A 6,871-nucleotide genomic window follows, 5' to 3' on the forward strand; every position below is an offset into this window, starting at 1 on the left:
CCCGACATACAACGACCTCGCACCGGACTTCGCGAACAACATCGCTTTCCAAGCCGCAAGCGACTTGATCTTCCAGGGCACCAGCCAACCCAACGGCTACACCGAGCCGATCCTGCACCGCCGCAGGAGGGAGTACAAGGCTGCCCGACCGTAGTTGGCGAACTGAACAGGCACGGAGAACGTTCGCCCCCCTTTGCCTCGTTCAGTCGTCGAATGATCTGTCTTTCGGGTTTGCGCACTGCGCACTCCGACCAAGCGCCAAAAGGAATTACGGGTGCCACAATGAACAATCTCGATGTCGGACGCGCCGGCCAAGAAGGATCTGTAAAAACACCGAATCAGACTGGGCATTGCCCAGATTGCTTCCATGTAGTCAGTCGTGGAACGCTGCGCTGTTTTCCCCGAACGTGGACCACTACCGTCGGACCAACAGGCACCCTTGTGGTGTTCGACAGCGCCGACCGGATTGTCCGTTCTTACAGCCCGGGCATGTGGGAATTGGACAAGGGCGCGCCCGTCGTCGGCATCGGTGAAACCCAGAGCGAAGACGCCGCGGCCACTACGAGCGCTGACGCTACGCGATCCACCACCAATCCGAATCCGCGAACTACCCCCGGTCCGAGCTCCCTCACGATGTCGGTACTGATGACCCCGGACATGAGCAATTTCTCCGGCAACGTCCATGGTGGTGCGTTGCTCAAGCTCCTCGACCAAGTCGCCTACGCGTGCGCCACCCAATACTCACGATCCTATGTAGTGACTCTGTCGGTTGACAGAGTGGTATTTCGGGAACCAATCCATGTCGGCGAACTCGTCACATTCGCGGCCGCGGTCAACTACACGGGCCGCACTTCGATGGAAATCGGCGTCAGGATAGAGGCCGAACGCATCGAGACTGGTAATCGCCGCCATACGAATAGCTGCTACTTCACCATGGTTTCTGTAGACGAGTTCGGCAAACCTCAGCCCATCTGCCCTGTCGTCCCGCGGAACGAGATAGAACGTGAGCGTCATGCTGCCGCTCGTAATCGACGTTCGGCCCTGGAATCGGTCCGCAACATCTAGCCCCCGGCGGATGCGGCCCGAAACGTGATCGTGGCGGGGAGGGCCGGATTGGCGGAGGCGGCAGTAATGTCGACCCTCGTGACACACCAACCTGGATCAGCTCCTGCACCCACGAGGGGTCGCATCCGCGCTCTCCCGGCGGTAGTCAAGCTCGTTCTGGCATCGATGGTGCTGTTCAACATCGGTTTCTATCTCGTGGTTCCTTTTCTTGCGGTGCATCTGTCCGAAGAACTCGGATTCGCGAGCTGGATCGTCGGGCTCGTGCTGGGTCTGCGGACGTTCAGCCAGCAGGGCATGTTCTTTCTCGGAGGCAGCATCGCCGATCGATTCGGTCGTCGACCGGTCATCCTGTGGGGCATAGCAATACGAGTCGTGGGTTTCATCGTGTTGGCATTCGCCAACAGCCTTGCCGCGGTGATCGCGGGGATTCTTCTCATCGGGTTCGCCGCAGCATTGTTCGCCCCGGCCGTGGAATCGGCCAACGCCGAAATCGGTCGCCAGCTGGAAGATACAGGCGTCCTCAAACGCACCGAGTTGTTCGGCTACGAACAGATGAGCAGCCGCCTCGGCACGGTGCTCGGCCCAGCCCTGGGAGCAGTCCTGCTGATGTTCCCGTTCGCGGCCTCCGCCGCAGTCGCCGCCGCACTGTTCGTGGCGATGTGGATCGGCTTCTACTTCCTGTTCCCCGTCGCGAGCGAAGCCGACCGAATCGCCGGCGCTTCGATCGGTCGCGTATGGCGAGTGGTGTTGGCCAACCGCCGCTACCTCGCACTGGCAACACTGTGCAGTGCCCAGTTCGTCGCTCTTGCACAGCTGTATCTGATGTTGCCCGAACAACTCTCGTTGCGAACCGGCTCTCGCGACCTACTCGGATGGTTCTACGTCGGGGCGGCATTACTGGTGATCGCCGGCCAACGCCCGATGGTGGCCGCCGCACACCGTATGGGTTCCCGCGCCGCGATGATCACCGGGTTGACCGTGATGGCGTCATCGTTCGTCATTCCGGCCCTCGGATTCGACAACGTCACGGATTCGGTGTGGCCGTATCTACAGATTGCGATGTGGATAGCGCTGCTGCACCTCGGACAGATGCTGATGGTGCCCTCGATGCGCGACACACTCGCCCGAGTCGCCGAGGAACGCTACCTGGGTGCCCACTTCGGACTGTTGAGCACCATCGGTGGTTGCCTGTCGCTCGTCGGAACTATCGGCGTCGGGTATCTCTACGACCTGCTCGACGACGGCAGCGTTGCAGCGGCGACCCCATGGCTGGTGGTCGCCGGCTGCATCGCCGCGCCTGCGCTCGTACTGTGGGCCTGGTCGCGGGGCTCGGATGCTATCTGGCCGCGTCCACTGCGTTGATGTCGTCGATGAACGCCGACAAAACGAACGGAATGGTCAGCGGATTGGGCATCGACACTGCATCACTGACGATCGGATCCAAGCTGATCAGGCCACCGGTGCGCACCACGTCGAGAGCAGTGAACGTAGCTTGCGATTCCATCGCCTCACGAGCCAGTTCGTAATTGTCGAAAAACAGGTAGTCACATTCGAGCAGGCTGTAGTTTTCTGCCGACAGTTCGGTGTTGAGCTTGCCGTCGAACCGCTCAGCCAGCGCGGCCACAGGCTCGAACCCGAGGGCGGTCAACAGCTGGGCCCGCGCCGATGTGGGGCTGAACGCGCGAAGGTTGCCGTCGCTCCACCTGATCACCAACGCCGCGGTCTTACCAACGAACTGTGGATTATCCGCTCGCGCCTGCGCCACAAGAGCTTCGACCCGAGCGACCTCGGATTCAGCGGCAGCCGGTAAGCCGAGCGCCCGCCCGATTCTCGTGGTGACTTCTTGCCAAGGCAGCACCCAGTCGGTCTGATCCGCGGCATGCAATACGGTTGGCGCGATGGCACTGAGCTGCGCATAGAGGTTCTCGTCGATCGCATTGTTGACGGCGATGATCAGATCGGGTGCAGCGGCGGCAATCGTCTCGATATCGAATTCGGTCGTCGCGTCGGTCAGCGCTACCGGTTCGTCCCCGGTTACAGTCGGCTCCGCCCAAACGCCGATACCGTCGTCGGTCGACCCCTTCCAGACCGGCACCAATACCGGCATCAACCCGAGTGCAAGCAGAACATCGGCGTCTCCGATGCCGACCGCGGCGATGCGAGTCGGCGCGGTGTCGATCGTCGTCGACCCGAGCTTGTGTTCGATCGTCACGGGAAACGCACCGTCCTCGGCATTCGGCCCGGACGCTTTCGCGACCGGATCGAAAGAATCACCGTTCGAACAGCCCGCCACCACGAGACCTGCCACCGAAGCGAACGTCATCGACAACACCGTCCGCCGATTCACCACTGAATTCATCGAACCTCCTCAGGTCTAGTTTGGATACCCTAACCTAGACCATGTTCGCGGGAGTTACCGCCCACCGGGCAGCGCGAGGCGTGGGAGGACAAGGCGGCCCCGGCGCGAATCGGCTCGACGGGATCAGAGAACGACGACGGGTTCGTTTGCGTCACAACCTGGATCACCACGCGGCACAATGTGCCCGTGCACTTGACTATCTCGACCCTGGCAGACCGGCCTGAACTCGCGGATGCGATGTGGAACATGCCGGATTCTTGGCCGGTGTTCGTGACGAAGGATCCCTTGGCGTCGCTGTACTACAACTCGCACGTTATCAACCGGCTTGCCGACTTTGTTCTCGTAGGTCAGGATGAGACGGGAGCCGTCGTCGCACAAGCTCATTCGATTCCGCTTCACCTACCGGAGCCAGGCGCGCTCTCGCCCGACGGCTGGGACGGGGCCATCCGACGCGGCGTCACGACGCTGCTGTCGGGTGCGCGTCCGAACATCGTTTCGGCGTTGGAGATCAGCGTTGCAGCGCAGGTGCAAGGTCAGGGATTGTCTTCGACAATGCTTGCGGCCCTGCGCGAGAACGCAGCACGACGTGGGTTCGACGAATTGGTCGCGCCACTGCGACCGAACGGCAAGACGGACGTCTTCGAGCCAATGGATATTTATGCGCGTCGAACGCGACCGGATGGGCTGCCTACGGACCCATGGTTGCGCGTTCACGTACGAGCGGGTGGACAGATCGACAGTATCGCACCGCGGTCGATGGTCATTCCGGGAACCGTGGACGAATGGAGAGAGTGGACGGGGTTGCCGTTCGACCGCACGGGCCCGATCGAAGTTCCCGGTGCCCTCGCCCCCGTATGGTGCGACCTCGAGCACGGCACGGCGGTATACACCGAGCCGAACATCTGGATCCGCCATTCGTGCCGGCCGTAACGGATTCCGATGAAGGAGCGAAGTGCGTTGAGCTGCGGTCAGATTCGAGACGCGAGGGTTGCGTTGTAAGAGGCCAAGATTCGGTCGATCAGAACCGTTCCGGTAGGGCTTTCGAGATGCACGGATTCCCCGGTTGCTTCCAGCGCGGGGTGGACCTGGTTGGACGGGTTCGTTTTGAGCATCCAGGCGAATTGGTCCTCGTTATGGCGACACCGGTACAGCAGTCCGTTCGCGGAGGGTGCGGCCGCGAATAGCGCCCTTGCCCAGGTTCTGGTGAGCACGTAATCGAGGGGGTCGGACTTGGTGAGCCAGATATCCTGGCCGTTGGCAGCCAGGTGTGGCCCGTGCAGGGCGATTACGGAAAGCGGCTGGACCACTGTCAGCTGGCTCAACACGCGTCCGGCGATCAACTTGCGGGGAATCAATCGCGGTTGCCCGTTGACCGGCAAGTTGCGGCACAGAGTCTCGGCTACCGCAGCCTCGGGTGTGTCGCCTACGTAAGTGTAGGCGCAATCGCCGGTAAGGCTGTCGAATCGAGCTCCGCCGGGAATAGCGGGTTGCGCAGTCGGATTGACAGCGTCCGCGGCGTAGGCATCGGGATGGATGCGCCACAACGCGGCACCTACGGGTAGCGACACGGTGACGGGTTTGCCGTCCAGGTCTGCCGGCGGTAGGGCTGCGGGCAACGCAAAGATTGTTCGCTGGTCACCTGACCAGCGCTCCGTCTGGGTGTTCCACGTCGGACTGGGACGCTCGATGTCGACTACTGCGCTCAGTTGCTGGCGGGGTTCGTCGTGCCACCGTGATCGCACGAATGGACGACTCGTCCGGAGCCGCTGTCATCACCGTCGCGGGTGAGTGGCCGAAATCGGCGAACCAGTTGGCTGGACAGTACGTTTCCGTCGGCGTCACACTGCCGGACGGCGCCCGCCAGATCCGGCAGTACAGCGTCGTCTCGGCAGACGACTGCGGCGCACTGACTTTCGCCGTAAAACCGGTAGGAGGCTGCCCGGTCGGAGAAGTGTCCACCTGGATAGCCAAGCATATGCGTCCGGGAGATCTGCTCGATGCCAGCATCCTGTTCGGCGATCTACCGACCGACGAATTGGGCTCTGCGCCACTGGTGTTGATATCGTCCGGCATCGGTATCACTCCGATGAACGGAATCCTCGAGCATCTGGTCCACCGTAACGCGGAACTCTGGTACGAGGACGCCGACGTGTGGATCCGTCACGAGTGCATTGCGAGCTCTTCGACCCCGACGAGTGGGTTCTCGGCTGACGTTCGATTGCCCGCTGCTCATGTGGGCCGGAAGGAGCGCCCAAAAAATTACTGTTTCCCCCGAAGCCTCCCCGCTGCACGGAGCCGCGCGAGCGCGGAGTTGACAGCCCGAATGGTGTCGTCGTCGAGCACCGCGCCGATGCGCTGGTCGAGTTCGCGGTCGAACACGACTGTTCCTGCCGCGAGGACTCGATGCCCGGTCGATGTCAGCGCGACCAGGGAGGAGCGCCGGTCGTCGGGGTTGGCGCGCCGGCCGCAGTAGCCGGCCGCTTCGATGCGGTCGACCACCTTGCTGGCGCCTCCGACGGTGATAGCGAACTCGGCGGCGATGTCCTGCACGCGGATACCATCCTCATGGGCGCGGAGCAGTCGCAGAATCTCGAACCAGGTCAGTTGCAGATCGCACTCGACGCGCAGTGCGGCGTCGATCGCGTTCCACAGATCGACTTCCAAGCGGACGATATTGTCGTAGAGGGCTGTGCGGTTGTTCGTCATTGCCGTTCCGTGCGTTGTGGGTGACGCAAAACGTGGATCGCGGGCGAGGTTGCGGGCCTTCACCGAAGTCACTTCGGTGTGAAGCATCAGTTCGTTTCGATCCAGAGCGAACCACAACGGTGGTTCATTTTCCCCAGAAAGCGTCTTCGGCTGCAGCATCGGCAGAGAACAGCCACACCTCGGTGATTTTGTCATCGGTGATCCGCAGCAAATCCACCCCGTCCATGGCCATGCTCTGCTCACCGCGGCTGCCGGAGAAGTGAATTGAGGCCGCAACCAGGTCACCGTTGTCCATGTATGAATGGACGGTGTCGATCGCGAAGGTGCCGGCGCTGGTTTCCATCATTGCCCCGAGGAGCGCGAACACGGCGTCGCGGCCGCGGTGGACGCCGGAGAAGCGGTGCGAACCGGGCTGGTGCCAAACGATGTCGCCGGCCAGCAGCTCGCCGAGTGTGGCCATGTCGCCGGTCTGTACTGCAGTGAAGTAGGTGCGTGCGGTGTCGGTGGTAGTGCTCATGGTGTGCAACCTTTGCGTCGTCGTGAAGTGCCCTCGTCCGGGCGTGCCACCATCGTGACACATACATTCCATGGAAGCAACTTCCACGTGTGTATAAACTTGGCCTGTAGTCGACGCCGGACCGAGTACTTCGGTAGTCGGTCCGCTGGCACTCGAGCGCCACCTGACGAAGGAGAAACAATGGCACACGACGAGGTCCCCGCGGCCACGGTTCACCCGAGCAC

Annotated in this window: 7 protein-coding genes and 1 pseudogene; 4 read left to right on the forward strand and 4 right to left on the reverse strand. The window is 62.0% G+C overall.

Annotated elements, in window-relative coordinates; translation table 11 throughout:
* Positions 1-633: 633 nt before the first annotated feature.
* Positions 634-1,065: an acyl-CoA thioesterase gene (locus WBQ44_RS23445; protein ID WP_495569057.1), complete on the forward strand. Its 432-nt coding sequence runs from the start codon at positions 634-636 to the stop codon at positions 1,063-1,065.
* Positions 1,066-1,143: 78 nt separating this feature from the next.
* Positions 1,144-2,427, forward strand: coding sequence for an MFS transporter (locus WBQ44_RS23450; protein WP_495569052.1), 1,284 nt, complete (start codon positions 1,144-1,146; stop codon positions 2,425-2,427).
* Here the strand turns inward: WBQ44_RS23450 and WBQ44_RS23455 are convergent.
* Complete coding sequence (locus WBQ44_RS23455) at positions 2,402-3,424, reverse strand: ABC transporter substrate-binding protein (RefSeq protein WP_495569053.1); 1,023 nt, start codon at positions 3,422-3,424, stop codon at positions 2,402-2,404. The genes WBQ44_RS23450 and WBQ44_RS23455 overlap by 26 nt on opposite strands.
* 186 nt (positions 3,425-3,610) lie before the next feature.
* Here WBQ44_RS23455 and WBQ44_RS23460 point away from each other — a divergent pair, with 186 nt between their 5' ends.
* Positions 3,611-4,354, forward strand: a complete 744-nt coding sequence (locus tag WBQ44_RS23460; protein ID WP_495569054.1) for a hypothetical protein — start codon at positions 3,611-3,613, stop codon at positions 4,352-4,354.
* Positions 4,355-4,392: 38 nt separating this feature from the next.
* Here WBQ44_RS23460 and WBQ44_RS23465 read toward each other — a convergent pair whose 3' ends face one another.
* Positions 4,393-5,166, reverse strand: a complete 774-nt coding sequence (locus tag WBQ44_RS23465) for an RES family NAD+ phosphorylase (RefSeq protein WP_495569055.1) — start codon at positions 5,164-5,166, stop codon at positions 4,393-4,395.
* Between the two features lie 2 nt (positions 5,167-5,168).
* On the opposite strand from WBQ44_RS23465, the pseudogene WBQ44_RS23470 reads away from it, so the two are divergent.
* Positions 5,169-5,411, forward strand: a pseudogene (locus WBQ44_RS23470) (FAD-binding oxidoreductase); the annotation flags it as partial.
* A gap of 272 nt (positions 5,412-5,683) precedes the next feature.
* Here the strand turns inward: WBQ44_RS23470 and WBQ44_RS23475 are convergent.
* Together WBQ44_RS23475 and WBQ44_RS23480 are read right to left on the reverse strand one after the other, a co-directional pair.
* Positions 5,684-6,130 carry a MarR family winged helix-turn-helix transcriptional regulator gene (locus tag WBQ44_RS23475; protein ID WP_495569058.1) on the reverse strand — a complete coding sequence of 149 codons (447 nt, stop codon included), beginning with the start codon at positions 6,128-6,130 and terminating at the stop codon, positions 5,684-5,686.
* A gap of 124 nt (positions 6,131-6,254) precedes the next feature.
* Entirely contained in the window at positions 6,255-6,647 is a 393-nt protein-coding gene (locus tag WBQ44_RS23480) for a nuclear transport factor 2 family protein (RefSeq protein ID WP_495569056.1), read from the reverse strand.
* Between the last annotated feature and the right edge of the window lie 224 nt (positions 6,648-6,871).

Origin of the sequence: Rhodococcus sp. (in: high G+C Gram-positive bacteria) (assembly GCF_049591685.1) — a bacterium.
GTDB lineage: Bacteria > Actinomycetota > Actinomycetes > Mycobacteriales > Mycobacteriaceae > Rhodococcoides.

Bases quoted from the DNA above. Each gene is read 5' to 3' on its own strand.
- WBQ44_RS23455 (WP_495569053.1), bottom strand. From the start codon at position 3,424: ATGAATTCAGTGGTGAATCGGCGGACGGTGTTGTCGATGACGTTCGCT.
- WBQ44_RS23480 (WP_495569056.1), bottom strand. From the start codon at position 6,647: ATGAGCACTACCACCGACACCGCACGCACCTACTTCACTGCAGTACAG.
- WBQ44_RS23475 (WP_495569058.1), bottom strand. From the start codon at position 6,130: ATGACGAACAACCGCACAGCCCTCTACGACAATATCGTCCGCTTGGAA.
- WBQ44_RS23445 (WP_495569057.1), top strand. From the start codon at position 634: ATGTCGGTACTGATGACCCCGGACATGAGCAATTTCTCCGGCAACGTC.